The organism is Paenibacillus sp. FSL P4-0338 (assembly GCF_038002365.1).
GTDB lineage: Bacteria > Bacillota > Bacilli > Paenibacillales > Paenibacillaceae > Paenibacillus_AQ.
On the sequence record NZ_JBBOCG010000001.1, the window covers coordinates 1,855,700 to 1,877,949 of the forward strand.

23 protein-coding genes are annotated in these 22,250 nt (G+C 52.3%); 6 read left to right on the forward strand and 17 right to left on the reverse strand.

Annotated elements, in window-relative coordinates:
- Positions 1 to 487: 487 nt before the first annotated feature.
- The 8 genes from MKZ07_RS08045 to MKZ07_RS08080 form a co-directional block, all read right to left on the reverse strand.
- Complete coding sequence (locus MKZ07_RS08045) at positions 488 to 2,107, reverse strand: response regulator (RefSeq protein WP_341025487.1); 1,620 nt, start codon at positions 2,105 to 2,107, stop codon at positions 488 to 490.
- Positions 2,104 to 2,550, reverse strand: coding sequence for a sensor histidine kinase (locus MKZ07_RS08050; RefSeq protein ID WP_341028096.1), 447 nt, complete (start codon positions 2,548 to 2,550; stop codon positions 2,104 to 2,106). Before MKZ07_RS08050 ends, MKZ07_RS08045 begins: the two co-directional genes overlap by 4 nt.
- Complete coding sequence (locus tag MKZ07_RS08055; protein ID WP_341025488.1) at positions 2,436 to 3,917, reverse strand: sensor histidine kinase; 1,482 nt, start codon at positions 3,915 to 3,917, stop codon at positions 2,436 to 2,438. Before MKZ07_RS08055 ends, MKZ07_RS08050 begins: the two co-directional genes overlap by 115 nt.
- A 30-nt stretch (positions 3,918 to 3,947) precedes the next feature.
- Positions 3,948 to 4,796, reverse strand: a complete 849-nt coding sequence (locus MKZ07_RS08060; protein ID WP_341025489.1) for a carbohydrate ABC transporter permease — start codon at positions 4,794 to 4,796, stop codon at positions 3,948 to 3,950.
- Between the two features lie 3 nt (positions 4,797 to 4,799).
- Entirely contained in the window at positions 4,800 to 5,708 is a 909-nt protein-coding gene (locus MKZ07_RS08065) for a carbohydrate ABC transporter permease (RefSeq protein ID WP_341027928.1), read from the reverse strand.
- A gap of 61 nt (positions 5,709 to 5,769) precedes the next feature.
- Positions 5,770 to 7,113 (reverse strand): ABC transporter substrate-binding protein, encoded by a 1,344-nt coding sequence (locus tag MKZ07_RS08070; protein WP_036695348.1) that lies wholly within the window; start codon positions 7,111 to 7,113, stop codon positions 5,770 to 5,772.
- A 186-nt stretch (positions 7,114 to 7,299) separates the two neighbouring features.
- Positions 7,300 to 8,517 (reverse strand): MFS transporter, encoded by a 1,218-nt coding sequence (locus MKZ07_RS08075; RefSeq protein ID WP_036695349.1) that lies wholly within the window; start codon positions 8,515 to 8,517, stop codon positions 7,300 to 7,302.
- 82 nt (positions 8,518 to 8,599) lie between these two features.
- Positions 8,600 to 9,367, reverse strand: a complete 768-nt coding sequence (locus MKZ07_RS08080) for a DUF1836 domain-containing protein (protein WP_036695350.1) — start codon at positions 9,365 to 9,367, stop codon at positions 8,600 to 8,602.
- A 115-nt stretch (positions 9,368 to 9,482) separates the two neighbouring features.
- Here MKZ07_RS08080 and MKZ07_RS08085 point away from each other — a divergent pair, with 115 nt between their 5' ends.
- Entirely contained in the window at positions 9,483 to 10,805 is a 1,323-nt protein-coding gene (locus MKZ07_RS08085) for a hemolysin family protein (RefSeq protein WP_036695351.1), read from the forward strand.
- A gap of 83 nt (positions 10,806 to 10,888) precedes the next feature.
- Here the strand turns inward: MKZ07_RS08085 and MKZ07_RS08090 are convergent, their stop codons facing one another.
- Together MKZ07_RS08090 and MKZ07_RS08095 are read right to left on the reverse strand one after the other, a co-directional pair.
- Positions 10,889 to 11,395, reverse strand: coding sequence for a GNAT family N-acetyltransferase (locus MKZ07_RS08090; RefSeq protein WP_036695352.1), 507 nt, complete (start codon positions 11,393 to 11,395; stop codon positions 10,889 to 10,891).
- Positions 11,396 to 11,474: 79 nt separating this feature from the next.
- Complete coding sequence (locus MKZ07_RS08095) at positions 11,475 to 11,834, reverse strand: VOC family protein (RefSeq protein ID WP_341025491.1); 360 nt, start codon at positions 11,832 to 11,834, stop codon at positions 11,475 to 11,477.
- Positions 11,835 to 11,983: 149 nt separating this feature from the next.
- Here MKZ07_RS08095 and MKZ07_RS08100 point away from each other — a divergent pair, with 149 nt between their 5' ends.
- Positions 11,984 to 13,336, forward strand: coding sequence for a TrkH family potassium uptake protein (locus MKZ07_RS08100; protein WP_036695354.1), 1,353 nt, complete (start codon positions 11,984 to 11,986; stop codon positions 13,334 to 13,336).
- An 88-nt stretch (positions 13,337 to 13,424) separates the two neighbouring features.
- Here MKZ07_RS08100 and MKZ07_RS08105 read toward each other — a convergent pair whose 3' ends face one another.
- Positions 13,425 to 13,706: a hypothetical protein gene (locus MKZ07_RS08105; protein WP_036695355.1), complete on the reverse strand. Its 282-nt coding sequence runs from the start codon at positions 13,704 to 13,706 to the stop codon at positions 13,425 to 13,427.
- A 162-nt stretch (positions 13,707 to 13,868) separates the two neighbouring features.
- On the opposite strand from MKZ07_RS08105, the gene MKZ07_RS08110 reads away from it, so the two are divergent.
- The 3 genes from MKZ07_RS08110 (at position 13,869) to MKZ07_RS08120 (ending at position 16,810) form a co-directional block, all read left to right on the forward strand.
- Positions 13,869 to 15,113, forward strand: a complete 1,245-nt coding sequence (locus tag MKZ07_RS08110) for an aminopeptidase (protein WP_341025493.1) — start codon at positions 13,869 to 13,871, stop codon at positions 15,111 to 15,113.
- Between the two features lie 52 nt (positions 15,114 to 15,165).
- Complete coding sequence (locus MKZ07_RS08115; RefSeq protein WP_341025495.1) at positions 15,166 to 16,395, forward strand: aminopeptidase; 1,230 nt, start codon at positions 15,166 to 15,168, stop codon at positions 16,393 to 16,395.
- Positions 16,396 to 16,633: 238 nt separating this feature from the next.
- A complete protein-coding gene (locus MKZ07_RS08120) occupies positions 16,634 to 16,810 on the forward strand; it encodes a hypothetical protein (RefSeq protein WP_156949635.1) in 177 nt (58 codons plus the stop codon).
- Between the two features lie 185 nt (positions 16,811 to 16,995).
- Here the strand turns inward: MKZ07_RS08120 and MKZ07_RS08125 are convergent, their stop codons facing one another.
- The 4 genes from MKZ07_RS08125 to MKZ07_RS08135 form a co-directional block, all read right to left on the reverse strand.
- A complete protein-coding gene (locus MKZ07_RS08125) occupies positions 16,996 to 17,688 on the reverse strand; it encodes an AlkZ-related protein (protein WP_341025497.1) in 693 nt (230 codons plus the stop codon).
- Between the two features lie 178 nt (positions 17,689 to 17,866).
- Positions 17,867 to 18,226, reverse strand: coding sequence for a HesB/IscA family protein (locus MKZ07_RS08130; RefSeq protein ID WP_179090456.1), 360 nt, complete (start codon positions 18,224 to 18,226; stop codon positions 17,867 to 17,869).
- A 26-nt stretch (positions 18,227 to 18,252) separates the two neighbouring features.
- Complete coding sequence (locus MKZ07_RS33540) at positions 18,253 to 18,552, reverse strand: winged helix-turn-helix transcriptional regulator (protein WP_036695359.1); 300 nt, start codon at positions 18,550 to 18,552, stop codon at positions 18,253 to 18,255.
- Positions 18,542 to 19,948: an MFS transporter gene (locus MKZ07_RS08135; protein WP_341025498.1), complete on the reverse strand. Its 1,407-nt coding sequence runs from the start codon at positions 19,946 to 19,948 to the stop codon at positions 18,542 to 18,544. Before MKZ07_RS08135 ends, MKZ07_RS33540 begins: the two co-directional genes overlap by 11 nt.
- A 168-nt stretch (positions 19,949 to 20,116) precedes the next feature.
- On the opposite strand from MKZ07_RS08135, the gene MKZ07_RS08140 reads away from it, so the two are divergent.
- Positions 20,117 to 20,776, forward strand: coding sequence for a helix-turn-helix transcriptional regulator (locus tag MKZ07_RS08140; protein ID WP_341025500.1), 660 nt, complete (start codon positions 20,117 to 20,119; stop codon positions 20,774 to 20,776).
- Between the two features lie 39 nt (positions 20,777 to 20,815).
- Here the strand turns inward: MKZ07_RS08140 and MKZ07_RS08145 are convergent, their stop codons facing one another.
- Entirely contained in the window at positions 20,816 to 21,400 is a 585-nt protein-coding gene (locus MKZ07_RS08145; RefSeq protein ID WP_341025501.1) for a TetR/AcrR family transcriptional regulator, read from the reverse strand.
- Positions 21,393 to 22,121 (reverse strand): MBL fold metallo-hydrolase, encoded by a 729-nt coding sequence (locus MKZ07_RS08150; RefSeq protein WP_036695364.1) that lies wholly within the window; start codon positions 22,119 to 22,121, stop codon positions 21,393 to 21,395. Before MKZ07_RS08150 ends, MKZ07_RS08145 begins: the two co-directional genes overlap by 8 nt.
- Between the last annotated feature and the right edge of the window lie 129 nt (positions 22,122 to 22,250).

Consider the following 22,250-nt stretch of genomic DNA (forward strand, 5'->3'; position numbering starts at 1 on the left):
CTATGTAGTCGCACAGTCTCACAACAGGAATACGCCCACCCTCCAGCATCCTGCCATAAATCAATAAAAAGACCTTGAGAGACTATCTCTTCAAGATCTTGGATGAGAGCGCCTGTCACCGCACCGCAACTTAATGTTGCCTGCCGGGCAATGAGAACGTTCGTTTGTGTCTCCATAAGAATATACTATACTCACCCTGCGGGCTGCAATAGCGGAGCAAGGCAACAGGTGTTTACGATATAGATTGAACTAAAAAATTCAAGTTAAAGGAAAAGGGGCGGAGGGGAATTTTGGAACTGTAGGAGCGGAAGCGACCGCCTTTGTGTTTGAATTTCTACTGCGTAATGCGGTTTAATTCAGGAAATTCAAATACAACAGCGGCCGGAAGTCCAAAACTTCTTTGGAGTCACGGCTATTCCCAAAACATAAAAACCAGTAGTTCAATTTATATAGTACTTGCACCTGCCCTTGCTCAGCTATTGCAGCCTCACCCCTTCAAATAATCACTCGGGCTGCGCCCGGTAATCATCTTGAACACCTGGCTGAAATAGGCGGGGTTGTTGAAGCCGACCATCTCACTGATCTCATACACCATATGCTGGCCGGATTGCAGGAATTCAATGGCCCGGTCCACCCGGTACTGGTTCAGGTAACTGACGAAATTCTCACCGCTGATCCGTTTGAACAGCTGGCTTAGATATTTCGGATGCACATGCAGCTCCTGCGCGAGGCCCATGAAGCTGATCTCCTGGGTATAGTGGGCTTCCACATAGCTTTTGACGCTCTCTACCAGCCGGTTCTTCTTGACGTTCATTTCAGTAAAAGCTGCGGTCAGAAAAGCCGGGATCATCTGGCCCATCCACTCTGTCAAGCTTCTCCAGGTATAGTAGCCCGTCACCGCCTGCAGGAATTCGGACATACTCATAGGAGGAGTGCGGCCTGGGCAGCAGGCATTCCAATAGTACATTAGCGTTGTGAACAGACCGACACACACCGTCTGAATATCCTGAATGTTATTCTGGTCATCCTGCCGGAGCCTGCCGAAGATGATCTCCCAGGTCTCCCATATTTTTGAGGAATCCCGGCACAGCAGCACTTCATTCCACTCTTGGAGCAGCCGGGAATAGTCCTCCAGCGTCCACGGGTTGCTGCTTGCACACGGCTCATAGGCGTAGATGGGACTGGTCTCCTGAAACTCTGCGGAAGCAAGCGCCTCTCTGCTCTCCAGATACGAATCGATCAGTTCATGGATGGCAGACTTGACCGAACCAATGCCGGCATAGGCCTGAAGCTGAATGTAATTCCGGATCTTATCCATCGTCTCCTGAACCACTTCCTTCAGCACGGGGATCGGCTCTCCCGCCTCACGGTCCAGCACCAGTACCACCAGCAGATCGTCGGAGTAGTCCAGTACATGCCCCTGCACAGAGAGATGACCTGCAAGCTTGTGCTGCAGCGTCTCCCGGCAGATATTACCGGCTCCGAAGCGCAGCAGCTGCCATTCGCGCTCCTTCAGCTTATGCAGCGGCGAAGGGCGGTTAAGCTGGATGCTGGCCGCCGCCAGCCGCTGCGGACGGGTAATCTGCAGATATCCGAGCCGTTCCTCGGAGCATTCCTCCGCACTGTAGCGGGTGGTCAGCAGCTCCATAAGCAGGCGTTCCCGCAGAAAAGGAAGCGTGCGGCCGATTTCCTGCTGATAACGCTCCTCCAGCCGCTTCTTCTGCTCGCCGGCATCCAGATCCAGCAGTACAGCGCGGAGCACAGCTTCGATCTCGTGTACCCGGGCCGGCTTCAGCAGGAAATGGCTGACGCCCCAGCGCATCGCCTGCCGGGCATTCTCGAATTCCTCGTAGCCGCTTAGTATAATAACCGGCAGCTCCGGTGCCAGCTCCCTCAGCGCCTCTGTAAGCTCCAGCCCGCCCATGCCCGGCATATAGACATCGGTCATCACCAGATCGGGGGAGAGCCTGCGGAACAGCTCCAGCGCTTCATGGCCGTTGACCGCTGTTCCAGCCAGGGTCAGGCCCAGCTTCTCCCAGCCGACATGTCTCGTAAGGGCTTTCAGAATATGCGGGTCGTCATCCACCAGCAGAATAGAGCGGCTCATAGCTGATCGCGCAGCAGCCGCTCCAGCTGCTCCTCCGTCTCAATAACTGGCAGCGTAATCATAGCCGCGACCCCCTTCTCCGGCCGGTTGGCCAAGTATAGTCCGTACGGTTCCCCGCAATACAGCTGAATCCGGCTCATCACATTGCGGGTGCCGATGCCGCTCACCTGCTCCATCGACCAGCCTTCCTCCAAGCCCAGGCCGTTATCCAGCAGTGTGATTTGCAAGTAAGGCTGCCTTCCCGGCGTCTTAATCTCCTGTACCTCCAGATGAATCTGCAAAGGGCCAGAACCAGGCTCCCGGCTGCCATGAATAATTGAATTCTCAATCAGCGGCTGGAGAATAACCTTCGGAATGAAATAACTCCGGACCGCCGGGTCCGCAATCGACTCCGTATACTCGATGGCAATCGGAGCCGTTCCTGCTGGATGCTCACATAACACCGCGCATGCTCCAGCTCGTCGCGCAGACGGATGAGCATTCTGCCGCCGCTGAGGCCGATGCGCAGCATTTTGCCCAGCTGGGTAATCATGTAGCTGATATCCTGAGCGTCGTAATCCATCGCCTTCCAGTGAATCATATCCAGCGTGTTGTACAGGAAATGCGGCTTGATCTGGGCCTCCAGCAGTCCGGCCTGCGCCTCCCGCTTCGCCGCGCTTGCTTCCCGCTCGCTCTGCACCAGCTCCTGCAGCCGGTTCACCATGTGGTTGAAGCCGTAAGACATCTGCGTATATTCCTCCGTCAGTGATTCACTCATACTGGCCCGGAAATCTCCGCGCTCCAGCTTCCGCATCTCCTGAATCAGCCTGCGCACCGGACGGATCATATTACGGATGAAGAAATATGCCAGCAGCGCCGACAGGAGCAGACAGAGCAAGCCGATCCCGATCACCTGCCTGTCCGCCTTACGAACCTCCTGCAGCAGCTCACGCGTCGGGATGACCTGAACCAGCCGCCAGGAGATAGTACTCGGTCTGGAGAACAGGACGAGATAGGACTGCCCGTCCTTTTTCAGCAGCTCATAGCCTTCATTGCCCTCATACGTATGCTGGTAGAGCCAGTCAGCTTCCAATACAGCCTTACCGGCAGAGCCATTCTCCTTGTTCACCAGCAGCAAGAGATTGCCGCTTGTATCCACCAGATGGATCTGGCCGTCCAGCACAGCAGGAATATCCTTGAACTGCTTAAGGATATCGTCTGCGGACAGCCGGATATAAAGGTAGCCGATCGTTTTGCCTTCATTTCCGAACAGATGCTGAATATGGCCAATCAGATAAGGCTCATCTTCGCCGCCGCTGCCCTCCAGGGGAACCCAGAGCGAATCCGCCTGCTTCAGCTGGGGATACCAGCTCTCGTTCTTAATCGAAGAGACCGGAAAGACAAGGTCCGTGGAGCTTTGCGGCACCCCGCTGAACAAATCACTGTAAATCTCAATCGAGCTTACCCCTTCGTTCAGGACCAGCGAATGCTGGAGAATCTCCGTAATCTCCCGCCTTCTGGAGATCATCTGATACTTGGAGGCAGGCGTGTTCTCCAGCCCCTCAATCACGCTCTTGTTCGCTGCAATGGAGTAGGCGGTGCCCGACACATTGGTCATGAAGTCGAAGCCGCGCTTCGTGCTCTCATTCAGCAGGGCAAGCCTGGTCGTGCTGATCTCGCTGAAGGTTACGTCCGAGAAGGTCCGGTACGCCAGCAGGACAATGAACCCGAGAAAGATCAGATTGAACGTAATAATACTGGCCGCCATCAGCGTGGAGAGCTTGCTCCGCCTGATCCGCAGCAGCCAGGTGCCGAGCATTCTTTTTTGCATCTGCCCCATCCCTATGCTTTTCCCACGATTCTATCCTTTCAGGCCGGATGTCGCAATTCCTTCCACGAAATACTTTTGCAGTGTGATGAAGAGAATGAAGCACGGCACCAGCGACAATACCGACATGGCGAACATTGGCCCCCAATCCGACTGCGAGCTGGAGTCCAGGAACAGCCGCAGCCCGAGCGGTACGGTGTATTTCCCGATATCGCTAAGGAAGATGAGCTGGCTGAAGAAATCATCCCAGGTCCACATAAAGGTGAAAATCATCGTCGTGATCAGCGCAGGCAACGCCAGCGGAATAATAATCCGGCTGAAGATTTGCACCGGGCCGCAGCCGTCAATCGTTGCCGCTTCGTCCAGCTCCTTCGGTAAGCCGCGAATGAACTGTACCGTCAGGAAGATGAAGAAGCCGTCCGTCGCCATCCACTTGGGCAGAATCAGCGGCGCGAAGGTGTTCACCCAGCCCAGGCTGTTAAACAGGATGTAGCGCGGGATAAGGGTCACATGCAGCGGCAGCATAATCGTCATCAGCATCAGCGCGAAGCCCAGTGCCTTGAACCGGAAATTCAGCCGCGCGAACGCATAAGCCGCCATGGAGCAGGTGATGACATTGCCGAGTACTGCCCCCAGAGAGACCAGAGCCGAGTTCTGCAGGAACTTGGCGAAGGAGCTGCCCTGGAAGCCGAACCAGCCGCTGACATAATTATGGAAATTCCACTGCCGGGGCCAGAACCAGATTTCCGAGAAAATCATATTCGCCGGCTTGAACGAGCTGCCCACCAGCCACAGCACCGGGTACAGCATGACAAAAGCGATCAGACAGATGATGAAGTGCTTGAGCCAAACGGCACTTTTCGATGTGCTGCCTGTATCCATAGCTTATTTCCCCCCATCTTCATAATGCACCCACAGCTTGCTGCTGCCGAATAGCAGGAGTGTGAATATCCCGATCAGCAGCACCAGTACCCAGGCCATCGCCGAAGCATAGCCCATCTGGAAGAACGAGAAGCCCTTCTTGTACAGGTACAGGGAATACATCAAGGTGGAATTCACCGGTCCCCCGCTGCCGTTACTGATAATGAATGCTTGGGTGAACGACTGGAAGGCGGTGATCGTCTGCATGATGACATTGAAAAAGATTACCGGAGACAGCACAGGCAGCGTAATATGCAGGAATTGCCCTACCTTGCCTGCACCGTCCACCGAAGAAGCGTCATAATATTCCGGCGGCACCTGTTTCAGCCCGGACAGGAAAATGATCATCGACGAGCCGAATTGCCATACCGACAGCAGGATCAGCGAATACAGCGAGTATTTCGGATTCGATACCCAGTCAGGCGCCTGTATTCCCACCATGGCTAACAATTGATTCACCAGCCCGCCGCCGCCCAGCATCTTGCGCCACAGCATCGCAATAGCGACACTACCTCCAAGCAGAGTAGGGATGTAGTAGACCGTCCGGTAGATGCCGAGGCCCCGTATTCCTTTGTTAAGGAGCAGGGCCACCGCAAGGGCGAACATCAGCTTCAACGGCACCGACACGAATACGAAGATAAACGTCACCTTAAGCGACTGAATAAATAGCGGATCTGCAGTGAGCATTGTGGTGAAATTATCCAGACCGATCCATCTGGAGCTCTCCAGAATACTGTAATCTGTAAAAGAAAAATAGAGTGAGGCCGCCATCGGCCCCAGTGTCAGGCACACTAGCCCCAGCAGCCAGGGCGACAGGAACAGGAGGGCAACCCCGTTCTGGTTATAGCGCAGCTTTGTTTTACGCCGATTCATGCCTGCTGGTCTATCTACTGTCATCAGATCTGCACTCAATGGCTCTCTCGCTCCTCTATATTTATTTGGCCTTGTCCAGTATGGCGTTAGCACCGGAGATGAACTGTTCGCTTACCTGCGGAATGCCGGCCTGACCGAAGGAGATCTGCTCGCTGGCACTCTTGAAGTTCTTATCAATCTCCGAGAAGCCCTGCGGGTACGGCGGGTCAATATCACTGGAATGCTTGGAGACCACATCGATAAAATCAAAGATTAACTGCTCTTCTGCTGTAAGCGACGGCTTCAGCTGCTCCCGGACTGCGGAATTGACCGGCACTCCCCGTTCAGCCCCCAGAATAGCAGTGCCTTCCGGGTCATTGACCATGAAGTCGATGAGCTTCGCTACCTCCTTGGGATACTTGGTCTTGGCATTCCCGGAGATGAACTGGCCGGGCTTCAGATATTCGCCGATCTTCTGCTCGCCTTCCATATGGGGAATCACCTGCATCTTCAGCTTCTGGCTCTGGTCCTTCAGCACATTCTGATAGGTAATCAGCTGGTTGGACCAGGCGAAATCAAGGGCGGACTGGCCAACGGACAGCGGCCGGGTCTCCAGCGCATTCGTCATCGCGGCAGTCACCTCTGCCGTTGTAGCACCGCCGCTGTCCCGCAGCCCCTGCCAGTAATTGAACCATTCATCGATGACCTCCTGTGAGACACCAAGTTTGTTCCCGGCGAACAGGCCGCTCCCGTTCTGGCGGACGAATACCTCGAAGATGTTCGTGGTGCCTGAAATATCCGGCGTCCCATAGTAGCCGTCGCCCTTCTTCTTAGCAATCGCATTTGACATCTCCGCAAAATCCTTCCACGTCCATGACTCCTGCGGCTCCGCAATTCCCAGCTCCTGAAGCACAGAAGCATTATAGATGACGCCGGGAGCGTTCACTCCAAGGGTAACGGCATACAATTTGTTGTCAATGCTTCCTGCCGAGAGCATGCTGCTGTCATGGTCCCCGGTCCGCAGTGTTCCATCCTGGGTGTAAGGCGTCAGGTCAAGCAAGGTGCCGCGCTTGGCGTAATCGGACAGGAACGCATAGTCCATCTGAATGATATCCGGAGCATTCGAGCCTGCTACCTGAGTAGACAGCTTATCGAAATAACCGTCCCAGCCGGAATATTCCGGCTTAATCGTGATGCCCGGATTCTTCTCCTCGAAGCGCTTGATCATCTTGGTGGTCAGATCGTGGCGTGTCTGTGAGCCCCACCAGGTCATGCGCAGCTCAATTGCAGGTGCCGAACCCTCTGATTTGGAAGAAGCCTTGGCTCCGTCCGGTGCATTCGCACCGCCGGATGAGCATGCAGCCGTAGTCATCAGCAATATTGAGCTTAGAAGCAGTACAAGTCCTTTTGTCCCCTTGATTGTCATCTGTTGCCTCCTCAAATTTGTGAAGTAAGCGGTTACATAAATGATTATACGGAACGTCCTGCATAGGGTAAATCCAGAAAAGTAAGGGGTTATATCAAATAAGTAAGACAAAAGCCAGCCGGAAGATTCCGGCTGGCCTGTTAGTCCTGGTTAGCTCTGTTAAGTATGCATCTATTCCGTAGCAGTCTACTCTAGCTCCAGTCCCTTCGTTTCTTTCCCCAGGAACAGTACCGCCAGGGCGCCGATTACAATGGTAACGAAGAAAATCATGAAGATGGAGCCGATCCCGACTGCCTTGCCGACCATCAGGCCGACCAGCGTAGGAGCAATAATACCGCCAATACGTCCAAAGGAGGTGGCGAGTCCCACACCTGTGGAACGGATCTTAGTCGGATACAGCTCAGGCGTATACGCGTACATCCCGCCCCAGGCTCCCAGATTGAAGAACGACAGGCAGATCCCGGCAGCCATCAGCATGCCCTCGGTCGTTGAATTCCCGAACCAAGCCGCGCTGACGGCTGTCAGCAGCAGGTAGATGACCAGTACGAATTTGCGGCCGTATTTCTCGATGAAATAGGCGGCGGTGAAGTAACCCGGTAATTGGGCGAGTGTCATGATCAGCACATACTCGAAGCTTTTGACCAGACTAAAGCCCTTCAGCACCATCACCGTCGGCAGCCACAGGAACATTCCATAATAAGAGAAGACCACGGTGAACCACAGAATCCACAGCATGATGGTCGAGCGGCGGTGCTCTGCCGACCAGACTGCCGCTATACGCTTCTTCAACGGCACTGGAGGAGCTTTCTTGATCTCCGCGAACTTCGGTGAGTCATCGATTGCCCTGCGCAGATAGAGCGCATATAGCGCCGGTACCGCCCCAATGGCGAAGGCGACCCGCCAGCCGTAATCCGGAATGACGAAGTACGCAATCAGCGCCGACAGAATCCAGCCGAGCGCCCAGAAACTCTCGAGCAGCACAACAGCCCTGCCTCTTTCCTTAACCGGCATGCTCTCGGATACCAGTGTCGAAGCCACCGGCAGCTCTCCGCCCAGCCCGAAGCCGGCAATGAAGCGCAGCACGCACAGTACTGCATAGCCTGCGGCGAAGGCCGACAGTCCGCTTGCAATCGAGAAGATCAGCAGCGTCCAGAGCAGCACTGATTTGCGGCCGAAGCGGTCCGCCATAATCCCGGCTGCAGCTGCACCGACGGCCATCCCCACTGAGTTAATGCTGGTTAAATAGCCGATCTTTTCCGGTCCCAGCGACCATTCCTTGGCCAGTGCAGCCACGACGAACGAGATCATCCCTACATCCATCGCGTCGAACATCCAGCTTAGACCTGCACTGAAGAGCAGCTTCCGCTGCTTCGGATTCTGCAGCAGCGACATTTGATTCCACATGACTTAAGGCCCCTCTCCCCTGATTCCCGCTAATCCAATAATTCCTGAATAGTATCACTTACACATTCTAGAAGCGGATGGTTCAAAAATCAAGGAATAACACCGCATTGAAATATTGCCGGGCCATCGCCTGAAAATAACAGGTCTGCACCGAGATCGCAGCGATCAGCAGCATATTCTGCACTGCATCCCGCTGCCCTCTGCTCAGGTGGCTGAGCCGCTTCATCATTCCGTCCATGGCCGACTTGATTCCGCTGTCCGATCTCCACTGATATTCCTTGGGATTCCCGGTCAAAGCCTGTCCCTCAGCCGGCATCGGGGAACGGCTCTTAATCTCCTCGAACAGCTCGGCATACCCGTGATACAGCTGGGCTGGCTCCACCAGATCGTCGTCATCACGTTCAGGCGCCAGGAACAGCATACGGAAGAGCTGCCTGATGCTCTCGAAATCAAGCGCAGCCTTCAGATCATCTATTATAAATAGAATGGCCGCCTGATTAATGGAGTACTTCTTCCCTTCACGCGGGGACCCGAGATATTCCTTGAAATCCCGCTTCACCCAATTCTGCATAGCAGAGACGGATAACGTGGAATACTCAATCAGTCCGCCAAGCGAAGCAATTTCACCCAGGGACAGCCCTTTGACACCGCTGCCTTTGATCAGCTTTTGCAGAATCGGGGGGATATCCGTAGACAGAAAAGCGGGCAGACTTGTCCCCTCCCGCACCTCGTCACGGTGGAACTTCGTCCAGGCTTCCTGCAGAATATGGAGCGGCTTCCGCTCCGAGTTTGGCCCTAGAGACAGTAATAGTCCGGACATCTCTATCCGGCTAAGTGTAAAAGCTTCCATAGCTGGCAACCCTCCACCATTTGATATTTCACTGAAAAGTTCGTACAATAGGTTCATATGAACTCATAATATGAGTATAACCTATTTTAGGGACGAAAGGGATGGTAAAGATTATATGGGTATAGGACTTAGTTTGACGCTCGTGGCAATTTTGATTATTTTAACCGCATTTTTTGTAGCGACGGAGTTTGCAGTAGTGAGATTACGGGGAAGCCAGGTCAGCCAAATGGTGCTGGACGGCAAGAAGAACGCACTGGCAGTACAGCGGGTAGCCGCTAACCTGGATGGATATTTGTCCGCCTGCCAGCTCGGTATCACGATTACTGCACTCGGGATCGGGGCATTGGCAGAGCCTGCTTTTGAGCAGCTGCTCATTCCATTGTTTGATCTGGCTGGTGTGAGCCATAACGTTAGTAAGCCCATTGCTTTTGCATTGGCCTTCATTATCGCCACCTTCCTCCACGTCGTGGTCGGAGAGCTTGCACCGAAGACCGCCGCTATTAATATTCCGGAGAAAATTGGTCAGATTACCGCACCGCTGATTATTTGGTTCTACAGAATATTGTACCCTTTGATTTGGATTATGAACGGTTCCGCCAACCTGCTCGTCCGTATGTTCGGCATGAAGCCTGCCAGTGAACACGGCGACGCGCACAGCGAAGACGAGATCCGCCTGATCCTGTCCGAGAGCTATGAGAGCGGCAAAATCAACAAAGCGGAATACGGTTATGTTAACCGGATTTTCACCTTTGATGAGATGCTCGCCAAAGAAATTATGGTTCCCCGGACAGATATGGTATGCCTGTTCACCGATCATTCGCTGCAGGAGAATTTCGATATTATCCGCAAGGAGCAGTATACCCGCTTCCCTGTAGCTGACGGCAGCAAAGACAATATCATTGGTATGATCAATACCAAGCAGCTCTACCTGCAATACGATAACAATCCTGATTTCGATTTCAAAAGCCTGATCCTGCCTCTAGTGACCGTATCGGAAGTTACGCCAGTGAAGACCCTGCTGACCCGTATGCAGAAGGAGCGCGTGCATATCGCCCTGCTGCTGGATGAATACGGCGGCACCTCCGGCCTGATTACGATTGAGGACATTCTGGAAGAGATCGTCGGTGAGATCCGCGATGAGTTCGACGAGGATGAACGCAGAAATGTAGAGAAGCTGAGCGACACTCATTATCTGTTCGACGGCAATGTCTCTCTGCTGGAGGTCAAGGATCTTACGGGACTTGATTTCCATGATGAAGAAGTCACCACAATCGGCGGATGGCTGTACAGTCACCTGGAAGAGCCTGTGGTCGGCAAAAGCCATCAATACGAGCATGTCACCCTGACTGTCCGTGAGATGAACCGCCACCGTATCCGCAAGGTGGAGATCCTGATCGATCTTCCGGTCACCGAAGATTCGGATGTACACAACGATTAAGGCGTACAGATAAGCTGCAACAAGTAAGGCGCTCCCCTTGAGTTACTGGGGAGCGCCTTACTTCATTCTTATAGTTAATGCAATTAACTATATACTTTACCCATATAGTATTCATCCACCCATTGCCCGTCTACCAGTAGCGATTTTTGCTTCAAGCCCTCGATTTCAAAGCCCTGCCCCTTATACAGCGCAACCGCCTGTTCATTATGCTGCATCACCGTAAGCTCCAGACGCACCAAGCCGCACTGCCTGGCCCATTGGTCCATTTCTTTGAACAATGCGCTGCCGATGCCCCTGCCCTGATACTGCTTCAGGATACCGGTAATAATATAAGCACTGTGTCTATTGCGGCTGAAGCTCCCTCCTTCGACTGACAGGTATCCTGCAAGCTCACCGTCTGCTTCTGCTCCCAGAATAAGCGAGTTCTCCGCTTGATGTAAGCCTCTAATCATGTCTTCCACCTGGGGAATGGCGCTCTGCCTCTCGCCCGGGGCCAGGAGCATAAAGGAGGTTTCCCCGTCCAGACGATGCTGGAGGGTCAACAGCGCCGCTGCATCCCCCGGGAGCAGTTCCCTTAGTTTTACGTTCATTCCCTTTCCTCCTGCAATAAAGAGCGAATCATATCTTTGTATAATTAACGTGATTAACAAATATAATTAACCCGATTAACTAAGTGGCGGAGCGGCAGATCATCAGCACATTTCCGTCCGGGTCCTTGAAGTTAAACCAATGGTCATTCTCAATATCCGTAAGGATCTCCGCTCCGCTGGCTTTGACATAATCATAGGCGGCATCGATGTCCTCTGTAAGCAGATGGAAGGTTGGTACCTTCAGTACGGCCTCGGCTGTGAAAATAATGCTGTCCAGCACGATCCCCGGTCCCTGCATCGGCACATCATACAGATGCCCGAATAATACCTCGCCGTCCAGCGGCAGCCCCAGCAGGCTGCAATACCAGTTTCTGGACCTTTCGATATCACTAACCGGAATGAAGACAGCGCCAACCTGATTGCGTATCGGACTTGTCACAGCAGTATAGCCTCCTCATATAAGTGCAAGTTGTTGAATCCTATAGCCTATAATGATTTCGATAAAATATGTCAATATCCTGCCTGCTTGGTGAAGGGAATAGATGTTATGCTATAATCTTGTCAGATCCTATCCCTATTGTCAGGAGAATGAACTTGGCTAACCTTTTCTTTGGGCATCTGAAGCTGACGCCGCCCAAAATACTATCTCTCGGCTTTGTGGTCCTAATCGCTGCCGGAACCCTGCTGTTATCGCTGCCCGCTGCTTCCACCGGCGGAAGAATCTCATTCATTGATGCGCTGTTCATGGCAACCTCGGCGACCTGCGTAACCGGTCTTGCCGTTATCGACACGGGAACACAGCTCTCGACCTTCGGACAGATTGTGCTTCTCGTACTGTTCCAGTTCGGCGGTCTCGGCTTCGTAACGATGGCGACGCTGATCACTCTGGTGCTGAACAAACGAATTTCATTGAAGGAACGCCTCTTGCTACAGGAATCCATGAACCAGAACTCCATGCAGGGGATCGTCAAGCTGATCCGCCGGGTTCTGATCTATTCCCTGGTGATTCAATTAACCGGGGCCATTCTGCTGGCTGCCCGATTTGTAGTGGATATGCCGATAGGCAAAGCAGCTTATTATGGACTTTTCCATAGTATCTCTATCTTCAACAACGCGGGCTTCGATTTGTTCGGCGATATTCACGGGCCGTTCAGCGGCTTAACCCGCTATGTAGAAGATCCTGTTGTGAATATTACCTCCATGCTGCTGATCTTCCTTGGCGGAATTGGCTTCATCGTCTTATCCGATGTGATTGATTATCCTAAGCGCAAGCGGCTGATGCTGCACTCGAAGGTCGTGCTGGCGACCTCAGCCGTGCTGATTCTGGTCGGAGCCATTGTCTTCTTCTGGCTGGAGCTGAACGCTACACTGAAGCCGCTGCATGCCGGAGGCAAGATTATGGCCTCCTTCCTGCAGGCTATTACGCCCCGTTCTGGCGGCGTGACCACCATCGAGATTCCGCTGCTGCGGGAATCTACCCAGTTCCTGATGATTCTGCTGATGTTCATCGGGGCGGCTCCCGGCTCTACCGGAGGCGGAATCAAGATTACCACCTTTGCCATTCTGGCCAGCACCGCCTACGCCAAGCTGCGGGGCAAAGAGGATATCGTCATGTTCCGCCACCGGATCTCGAAGGAGAATGTCTACAGAGCCATTACCATGACACTGCTCTCACTGATGCTGGTGGTTATCTCCACGATGCTTCTGTCCGTAACAGAGCGCGCAGATTTCCTGAGCGTACTGTTCGAGGCAGTGTCCGCCTTTGGCACCTCAGGCATCACCATGGGACTGACCACAGAGCTAACCACGATCGGCAAGGTGCTGGTGATCATTCTTATGTTCGTGGGCCGGACCGGGCCGCTTACCCTGGCCTATGCGCTCAAGCCGAAGAACAGCAAGGAGCTGTACCGTTACCCCGAAGGCAATATCACCATCGGCTAAGGGACGGTAACTATTGAAAAAATGCGACCCTGCTCGTCCAAGGCAATCTGCCGGGACGGGGGTCGCATTTTTATATCCGCAAGTAAGCTTAAGCTTCCTCTTCCGGGATCTCCTGGGTATCCAGCGCTGCATCCAGCAGCTGATTGTACAGATCATCGTCATTCTCCAGCAGCGCATCCACTTCCAGGAACTGCTCCTCACTCCCCGGCTCACCGGCGAAGCTCAGGCTGTAATCCCATTCGGTTCCACGGGAACTGTAGAAAGTAATCTCATAAGGGGAACGGTGATTCTCTAATGTAAATACCGTTCTCCCCACAAAACTTCTATCCTCTACCCGTTTCATTTCTGCTTTGGTGATTTCCAGGTTCATCCTCTTTCCTTCCTTTCATCTGATCATGCCCACAATATCCAGTATAACATTGATATGTCAGCAATTCTCTTTCCTTTTGCGCTGTAATTGACTTTTTTCATCCGGCGGTTAATAATTTAGTACAATGCTTATATAGAGCTAAAAATAATGGTAATGGAGGAAATGTCAATGACTGAAACAGAGCTTCAGGACAAGCTAAGTAAATACGCTGATTTAGCAGTACAAATCGGTGTGAATGTTCAGCCGGGACAAATCCTGGTCGTGAACGCCCCGATCACTGCAGCCGAGTTCGTCCGCCTGATTACGGCCAAGGCGTATGCCATCGGCGCCAGCCAGGTTAAGGTGAACTGGAGTGACGAGTTCATCACCCGCCAGCAGTTCGAACATGCCGCACCCGAAGTATTTACCAAGGCCCCAACCTGGTTTGCCGGTGAAATGACCGAGTTTGCCGAGAACGGAGCCGCCTTCTTGTCGGTCATTGCCGAGAACCCGGATGCCCTCAAAGGCATTGATCCTGAGCGGATTGCGAACTTCCAGAAGACCCGGGGCGCAGCGCTTACGAAATACCGTGAATTGCAGATGTCCGACAAGGTTAGCTGGAGCATTGTAGCGATCCCGTCCCAGCCTTGGGCAGACAAAGTCTTCCCTGAAGTCCCTGCTGACCAGCGTGTAGACAAGCTGTGGGAGGCCATCTTCCATACTGTCCGTCTGGACCGTGAGGACCCTGTTGCCGCCTGGCAGGAGCATCTCGACACACTTGAGTCGAAGGCAAATGTTCTTAACGCGAAAAAGTACGCCAGCCTGCATTACATAGCACCTGGAACTGACCTTAGCATTGAACTGCCTGAAGGCCATTTATGGGCGCAAGGGGACAGCATCAATGCCAAAGGTCATTCTTTTGTCGCCAACATGCCGACGGAAGAAGTGTTCACAGCTCCGCTGAAAACCGGCGTGAATGGTACGGTCCGCAGTACGAAGCCGCTTAGCTACGGCGGGAATGTGATTGATGGCTTCTCGATCACTTTTGAGCAAGGCCGGATTACCAGTGTAAGCGCTGAGCAGGGCCAGGAAGCTCTCGAATATCTGATCAGCCTGGACGAAGGTGCCAAATATCTGGGGGAAGTCGCACTGGTGCCGCATAAGTCGCCGATCTCGGAATCAGGCATTCTCTACTTCAATACCTTGTTCGACGAGAATGCCTCCAACCATCTGGCTATCGGCACCGCCTATGCCTTCTGTCTGGAAGGCGGCAAAGAAATGAACCAGGATGAACTGAACGCCCGCGGCCTCAACAACAGTGTGACTCACGTTGACTTCATGATCGGCTCAGCCGAGATGGATATCTACGGAATTACCGCTGATGGTACGCGCGAGCCGGTCTTCCAGAAGGGCAACTGGGCCTTTTAAACCCCCTTATAGACTAATGCATTTCATTAGATAACGAATGGAGCTGAAGCTATTGCTGGATTTCAACCAAAAGCTGGAGAATTATGCACTGCTCGCTGTAAAGATCGGCGTTAATATTCAACCCGGCCAGACCCTTGTCGTGAATGCGGATATCGTATCGGCTGAGTTGGTCCGCCTGATTGTACGCCAGGCCTATGAAGCAGGTGCGAAGCTCGTCAAGGTTAACTATTCCGATGAATTCGTCACCCGTACCCGTTATGATCTCGCACCGTCCGAGAGTTTCCTTGAGCCGCCGAAGTGGCAGGCTGATGAGCTGGAGGATCTGGCACGGGGCGGCGCGGCGTTCCTGACAATCATCTCCGCGAATCCGGACTTGCTTAATGGTGTTGATGCAAGCCGTATTGCGAACCATCAGAAGACCGCCGGTCAAGCTATGGCTCCTTACCGCGAGATGCTGATGGCTAATCAGGTCAGCTGGACCGGCCTAGCCTTCCCATCCGCCTCTTGGGCCGCAAAGGTGTTCCCGGACGCTGCGCCTGAGCAGCAGATCGAATTGCTCTGGGACGCCATCTTCAAGGCTGTGCGCGCAGACCAGGAGAATCCGGTGCAGGCCTGGAGTGTCCATCTGGCGGGCCTGAAGCAGCGCTGTGAGCTGCTGAACACCAAGAAATACCGCAAGCTGCACTACACGGCTCCGGGCACTGATCTGACGATCGAATTGCCTGAAGGCCATATCTGGTGTCAGGCCGGTGCGGTGAACAGCCGCGGAATGTCCTTCCTGGCGAACATTCCGACCGAGGAAGTGTTCACCGCTCCGCTGAAGAGTGGTGCGAACGGCACAGTCCGCAGCACGAAGCCGCTTAGCTATGGCGGCAACATCATCGACCGCTTCAGCCTGACTCTTGAGAATGGTAAAGTTACAGACTTTACTGCTGAAGTGGGCCAGGAAGCCCTCGCTTCCCTGCTGGCAATGGATGAAGGTGCTGCCTACTTCGGTGAAGTGGCTCTCGTGCCCTTCCACTCCCCGATCTCGGAGAGCGGTATTCTCTACTACACCACCCTATATGACGAGAATGCTTCCTGCCATCTGGCACTTGGCGCTTCCTACGCCTTCACCCTGCAGGACGGCATTAACATGACTAAGGAACAGCTGGTGGACAAGGGCATGAACCAAAGCCTCACCCATGTCGACTTCATGATGGGCTCCCCGGAGATGAACATCGACGGAATTGCCGATGACGGCTCCAAGGGCCCGATCTTCCGTAATGGAGACTGGGCGTAAGCTAAATCATTGTACTATGAATGAGACCCTGCTATTTCCTCTTGAGGAATGGCGGGGTCTTTGAGTTGAACTGAGATAAAAGCAACCCAAACAGCCCAAATGTGAACATTCCGTCAAAGAATTTTCACAATATTGTTGAAATTAGTTCACAAATATGTCACAATACATTTATAGATAGTGTTTACAGTGCCAAATGAGGAAGATTGTAGTCCATGAAAAATCTAAGGAGGGAATTCTGATGAAAGAATCTTTCAATCATGACAACACCGATTCTACGGAAACAGAACGTCTGGAAGTCCAGACTCCCAAAGACTTAAGTATCGTCGCCTCCGACGCCATCAAGTACACCGCCTATATCATGCTGCTGTTCGGATTCCTGTACTTCCTGGTTGCCTACCTTGGCCCTATGCTGTAAGGCTGCTTCAATATACACAAGATATGCAGGACAATCATATATTCGTAAGCGCTTACGGCCGGTCTGCTCCTGCGGGAATGAGATTAGCCGTTTTTATTTGTTCACCATCATAAAAAGTCAAAAACGGCAGCCCTCTTCACGTAGAGGACTACCGTTCTTTAAATGGATAGCAAAGGCATTTTTACTTATTTCCAGCCCAGCGCTTTGTTGATCCAGGCAACCGCCTCCAATGCCCATGCCTCTTCCATACGTGAACGCAGCCAGACTATCGCCTCTTCTCTCGATCCCTCAAAGGGCGGAATGCCAGCTTCATGCATCCAGTGCCCCGAGGTTTCAAAAGAGGTGCTGTTCCAGCCATTCGGCTCTCCGTCCGCATTCACCCGCTGCTTCACGCCGGAGATTACGATATCCAGAGACCCTTGCAGCTCCGTCACCGCATTGTCAAAAGCCGTCTTCTTCTCCTTGGCCTTCATATCCGCCATGGAGCGCAACTGGCGTGTCTCTATTCCCTCGTTCGCCCGGATAATCTCCAGCAGGGTCAGCGCTTCTCTCGTGGACAGGCCGCTCTTATACCGCTCCTCGAGAGACTGCTGAGGCCCGGCCGCTGCCAAGTACGCCGGAAGCCACTCGCGGGATACGAGCACGGCTTTTTTCTTGATGAATTTTCCGTAACCGGCTAAGCCTTCTCCGGGAAATCTGACCCGCCAGCGCCAGGGGTCCAGCTCTGTATCGGTATGCCAATTCTCCGCCAGCGTCAGCCCGTTCACGGACGGATGCTCCGGGATCAGAGGGGCTAGCGGCACAATCCCCAGTCTGGCGACTACCTCAGCCATCTCTTCAAAGGTGGTTACATTCTCTTGCTTATCTGCTTCGCCCACGTAATTCAGCCTCCTAAATCAATCTGGCTTGTACACCAAATTAAGCTTATCACTATAGACGAGCAAATTCACTTCAAAGTAATTTGTTTTAAAAATATACCATTCTCATCACAGCCAATCTGGAAATGATGGTCCTGTAAAATCCAGGCATCTGTTTTTTCAACAAAGAAATGAAAGGTTAATCACATTTTTTAACTTCCCCCCGATAGTTAGCCATTCTAAAACTGGCACCGCATCCACAAGAGGCTTTGGCATTAGGGTTATTCATGGTGAATCCGCCTATCATTCCGCTTTGTTCATAGTCAATTTCAAGACCGTTAATATATGGAATACTCTTCGTGTGAACTAATATACGGAATTTATCTTTATTGAACACCACATCCTCCTCTGTTTGCTGCTCATCCAAAACAAGGGTATAAGATAATCCGCTGCATCCCCCTTCTTCAACGCCTACTCTAAGAAAAGAGTGCCTTGTATCAGCATTTAACAAGATTTCGGCAATTTTCTCTGCTGCGATCTCACTGACCTCAATGTTCATCTTCATTCCTCCTATACAAGCTTAATTTAGTCTTGGCTACCCCAGTCCATTAGACAAGGTATGAATGTCGCGAGAGCCGCTCCTTTTGGTGTAAGTTCATACATGGTTCGTGTAGGACGCTGCGGACTGGTTCTCTTGACCAGATTATGATGTTGAAGCTCCTTTAAACGCTGAGAAAGGATTCTTTGCGTAATAGAAGGAATACTCCGGGTCATTTCGCTGAATTTCTTCGGACCGTAAGAAAGAGTGAATAAGATATGGATAGTCCATTTAGACCCGATGATGTCATAGGCTATAAAAAGTTTCTCCGTATCCTCAGTGGACAATGATATTTACACCCTCTTTCTTAGGAGCAGCTTTCCTGATAGATTGCGGTGAAATCCGGGTGCTGGCAATCATACTTATAACGATCAACAAGAGATGGAAGCCCATGGCTACAATTAAGCCGGATTGCAGTGACATTCCAGCAGCCTGACATACGACAAGGATCGAACCCCCAATCCCGATCACTACACCGGGTGTAAAAGAATCCGCAAATTGCAGATTTGCCGAGGTTTGGCCCGCACCGCCTTCCCCGGCTTGGGAAAAGGCTACAACACCGCTAACCGGATGTGCCAATCCAATACCGACCCCGGCGATAATCTGACCCATAACGGCAACGGCAACAGAAACAACCGGTATCCAAAAAACGATGGCAATCCCTACGGCAAGCAGAAATACCCCCAGAATGATTCTCATATGACGTCCCCGGCCCTGATCTGCCGCATCCCAACGTCCTTGCAGATATGAAATGATACACCAGCTTAATGCTGCACTCGCTACGATTAAACCCGCCTGAGAAGGGGTTATTCCTTTCACCTCAATGAGGGCCAATACCAGGAAATTCTGTGTGCTGGCATAGGCAGCGAAGAACAATCCGCGTGTTGCCAGAATCGCCGGCATCCCTCTCCGCAGCGTAAGTGTTCCCCTCGGCAGCAATTGACGGAGCGGTACTATCATACCTGCGAGGCCAATCAGGGCGAAGACAAATCCCTTCATACCCGGAAGCATACTTAGACCAACCAGGAAAAGGCCAGTACCCATCGTTAAGAGTAACGCCATCCAAGTAGATGAAGATCCGCTAGCCCCTCCCGACTGCTGCACTTTCAATTTCCTGAAAGCCGGTAAACTAAGCACCGCTGAAACAACCAGTACAGGTAAAATCCCCCAGAAAACAAACCGCCAGGACCACTGATCTGCTATAAGACCTGCTACGTATGGACCGAGCATAGACGGAAGAACATAGGCTGTTCCAAAGGCTCCAAGTATTTTGGCACGTAATTCATCCGGGTAACTTAAGGAAATAGCCGTATACACACAAGTCATCATAGCGCCGGCACCCAAACCTTGCAGGGCCCGTGATCCAATCATGATATACATATCTCCTGCTGTTGCCGCAGCGACCAGTCCTGCGATAAACAATAGAAGTGCATAAGTGAATGGTGCAGCAGGGCCTCTTTTATCTATGATTCGACCGACGACCAGCGTTCCGATAATCTGCGCAAGCAGATACGTACTGAATATCCACCCGAACAGGCTAAGACCGTTCAAGTCTCCAGCAATCGAGGGAGCAATGGTGGTTACGGACAGACCTTCGAATCCCACGGCCATCACTGACAAGATAATTCCTATGGATAGTGCAAAGTAACGAGGGCTGAAAATACTTTGATGATTAGACGGCATGAATGGTGACCTCCAAGAAAGTTTGGTATGTATACATCGTATCCGGATACTTAGTAAACATTTTTGTTTATAATGTCTACGCTACAGTCCGCCTTTGACTTTGTCAACATTTTTATTTAAAATGTAGGGAGTGATGCAGCTTCAATAGCTGCAAAAAGGAGGCGCACCATGAGCCCGAATCAAATCAAAAAGGATGTCTCCACCAGTACCCGAAGAGCGATCATTAATCTGTTAAAAGAGCGTGGGGGCTTGGATGTTATGACCCTCTCCTCTCAATTTTCGCTGTCTGGAATGGCTATTCGCCAACATTTGAATGCGCTGAAGGAAGAAGGATTGGTTACGAATGTGGAAGAAGCGCGTCCCATGGGCCGGCCCACCAAGCTATGGATATTAACACCCGCGGCTAATCGTTTTTTTCCAACCGGCTATTCGGATTTATCCATCAGTCTCATTCAGTCGATGAAAGAAGCTTTTGGTAACGAAGGGTTGGACAAGCTGCTGGATGTTCGAAATAAAAAGATGCAGGCACAATATCTCCAGCATCTTGGTGCGGCATCGGATGTTAGAGAGAAATTGGAGAAACTGGCCGAGATTCGAACGAATGAGGGTTATATGGCCGAGGTTAAGGAGCAGGAGGATGGCAGTCTCTTATTCATTGAGAAACATTGCCCGATCTGTGAAGCGGCGGCTGTATGTACCGGGTTATGCAAGAATGAATTGCATTTATTTAAAACCGTTCTAGGGGATGATGTTCATATAGAACGAGGGGAATACATTTTAAAAGGAGGAAGAAACTGCATTTACACCGTTAGGCCAAATCAGCCGTAACAACAAAGAGCAACCTCACTCGGAGATTGCTCTTTGTTGTTATTTCAGGCTTGCTGCGTCCGATCCCATACAGCGGATTCCCGCAATATAGGTGTTGATCAGCCGGGTAAGAGTGACATTCAGGTCCAGCGGCATTCCAAATCCGCCTAGATGCTCCAGGGTGGACAATCCGTGCAGAATACTCCGAAGTCCACGGACAGCATGCAAATTGCCTTCCTCATCCAAGCCGAACGCAGATATCAATTGAATGATGAGCGACAGGATCTTTGCACTCGCCGCCTCCAGAGCGGTGTCCCCCTGTTCGGGTGCTTGGAGCGTCGTCTGGTACAGCCCCGGGTGTGCTCTGGTGAATCCGAGGTAGGCCTGACTCATGGCATGTACCGCTGCTTCTCCGCTGAGCCCCTCCGTTGCCTGCGATATGATCTTATACAGCTGCTCCAGGCCATATACCGCCATCAGTGTACGCAGCCCCGCCAGCCCGTTGATGTGATTATAGAGTGACGGGGAACGGACACCCAGCTTCGCGGCAAGTGCAGCCAGCGTCACTTCTTCGATCCCGTATTCATCCGCCAGTTCTGCGGCAGCCAGCACCAGCGTGTGTGTGTCCAGACCTGCTCTAGCCATGTATCCTCTCTCCTCTCTTGAATTGCCCTTCAGCCTCCGCAGCCGCCCGCTTCATCGCCTCCACCGGAGCTATAAGCAGGTCACCGTGTCCTACCGCCAGTACAGGAGGGGCAAGATCAATCAGCCTGTAAGCACTGACCAGGGCCTGTTCGGGACTCCAAGTCGCCATGGCCGGAAAAGGAAACCAGGCGACCTTCTTGCCGGACACCGCCGTGGCCCGGAAGGTCTGGTATGCATCACCAACGATCAGCGCTCCACTGCGCCGGTCCTGAAAAGACATCGATCCCGGCGTATGTCCGGGAGTGCTGAACGCCATCAGCGAACCGATCCTATCGCCGTCATGCAGCAGAATGTCGGGCCTGGTTACTATTTTGGCGGGTACACTGCCCTTAATAGGAGTCTGTAGCTCACCTGCTCTTAACGAGCGGTCACCAGCCAACAATGCAGCATCCCGCTCCGAAATATAGAGTTTAGCCTCCGGCACCTGCTTCTTCAAGGCATCAAGCGCCCCGACATGATCCATATGACCATGAGTCAGGATGATGCGGGTCAGTGGCTTACCTAGCTTGGCGACCTGACTTAGAATGCCTTGCAGACTGTAGGACATTCCCGCGTCTATAAGGGTAAGCTCCTGTTCTTCTTCAATCAAATAGCAATTCACTGGAAAAATACGCGGCAGCCACGTAAGCTGATGCAAACCGCCTTCTTTTGTCACTCTCATTGTAACTTCCTCCTCAAAACTAATCTTATTAGTTTAAATATAAACTAATAAGATTAGTTTCGCAAGAGATATTTACTCATACGAAGTGAACTGGTTAGACAGCAGTGTGGCGAATATCTCTGCTCATGC

Excerpts from the sequence above, each read along its gene's own strand:
- MKZ07_RS08080 (WP_036695350.1), bottom strand. The coding sequence starts at position 9,367 with ATGGAAGCTTTTACACTTAGCCGGATAGAGATGTCCGGACTATTACTG.
- MKZ07_RS08070 (WP_036695348.1), bottom strand. The coding sequence starts at position 7,113 with ATGACAATCAAGGGGACAAAAGGACTTGTACTGCTTCTAAGCTCAATA.
- MKZ07_RS08135 (WP_341025498.1), bottom strand. The coding sequence starts at position 19,948 with ATGCCGTCTAATCATCAAAGTATTTTCAGCCCTCGTTACTTTGCACTA.
- MKZ07_RS08055 (WP_341025488.1), bottom strand. The coding sequence starts at position 3,917 with ATGCAAAAAAGAATGCTCGGCACCTGGCTGCTGCGGATCAGGCGGAGC.
- MKZ07_RS08110 (WP_341025493.1), top strand. The coding sequence starts at position 13,869 with ATGTCAATGACTGAAACAGAGCTTCAGGACAAGCTAAGTAAATACGCT.
- MKZ07_RS08075 (WP_036695349.1), bottom strand. The coding sequence starts at position 8,517 with ATGTGGAATCAAATGTCGCTGCTGCAGAATCCGAAGCAGCGGAAGCTG.
- MKZ07_RS08085 (WP_036695351.1), top strand. The coding sequence starts at position 9,483 with ATGGGTATAGGACTTAGTTTGACGCTCGTGGCAATTTTGATTATTTTA.
- MKZ07_RS08100 (WP_036695354.1), top strand. The coding sequence starts at position 11,984 with ATGAACTTGGCTAACCTTTTCTTTGGGCATCTGAAGCTGACGCCGCCC.
- MKZ07_RS08140 (WP_341025500.1), top strand. The coding sequence starts at position 20,117 with ATGAGCCCGAATCAAATCAAAAAGGATGTCTCCACCAGTACCCGAAGA.
- MKZ07_RS08130 (WP_179090456.1), bottom strand. The coding sequence starts at position 18,226 with ATGAACATTGAGGTCAGTGAGATCGCAGCAGAGAAAATTGCCGAAATC.
- MKZ07_RS08060 (WP_341025489.1), bottom strand. The coding sequence starts at position 4,796 with ATGGATACAGGCAGCACATCGAAAAGTGCCGTTTGGCTCAAGCACTTC.
- MKZ07_RS08065 (WP_341027928.1), bottom strand. The coding sequence starts at position 5,708 with ATGAATCGGCGTAAAACAAAGCTGCGCTATAACCAGAACGGGGTTGCC.
- MKZ07_RS08145 (WP_341025501.1), bottom strand. The coding sequence starts at position 21,400 with ATGGCTAGAGCAGGTCTGGACACACACACGCTGGTGCTGGCTGCCGCA.
- MKZ07_RS08120 (WP_156949635.1), top strand. The coding sequence starts at position 16,634 with ATGAAAGAATCTTTCAATCATGACAACACCGATTCTACGGAAACAGAA.
- MKZ07_RS08150 (WP_036695364.1), bottom strand. The coding sequence starts at position 22,121 with ATGAGAGTGACAAAAGAAGGCGGTTTGCATCAGCTTACGTGGCTGCCG.
- MKZ07_RS08105 (WP_036695355.1), bottom strand. The coding sequence starts at position 13,706 with ATGAACCTGGAAATCACCAAAGCAGAAATGAAACGGGTAGAGGATAGA.
- MKZ07_RS08045 (WP_341025487.1), bottom strand. The coding sequence starts at position 2,107 with ATGAGCCGCTCTATTCTGCTGGTGGATGACGACCCGCATATTCTGAAA.
- MKZ07_RS08090 (WP_036695352.1), bottom strand. The coding sequence starts at position 11,395 with ATGAACGTAAAACTAAGGGAACTGCTCCCGGGGGATGCAGCGGCGCTG.